General features: G+C 49.2%; 1 protein-coding gene. It reads right to left on the minus strand.

Annotated elements, in window-relative coordinates; genetic code table 11:
• On the minus strand, positions 1 to 200 hold a 200-nt coding region (locus AC0L2Z_RS35510; RefSeq protein ID WP_473630658.1), incomplete at its 3' end, for a hypothetical protein.
• Positions 201 to 254: the final 54 nt, after the last annotated feature.

The raw sequence follows: 254 nt of genomic DNA on the forward strand, positions 1-254 counted from the left end.
TACATGGCCAGTCGTTCCTTCAGAATTGGTCCCCATTCTTCCGTCAAATCTTTTGTCGAAATTACTCTAAAGCCAACGCTTTCGACCAGATTGCGATACTCGGGGATCGACCGAAGAGGCTGAATAGCCATTCCTTCCCACATCAATTGCGCATCAGCAGCGGTAAGCGGCTGATTAGCTATCCAATCTGTGAATGCCAATCGGCCACCTGTCCTCAGAATACGAAAAGCTTCGGCAACCGCTCTCTTCACATC

It is taken from the genome of Mesorhizobium sp. WSM4850, from assembly GCF_055811735.1.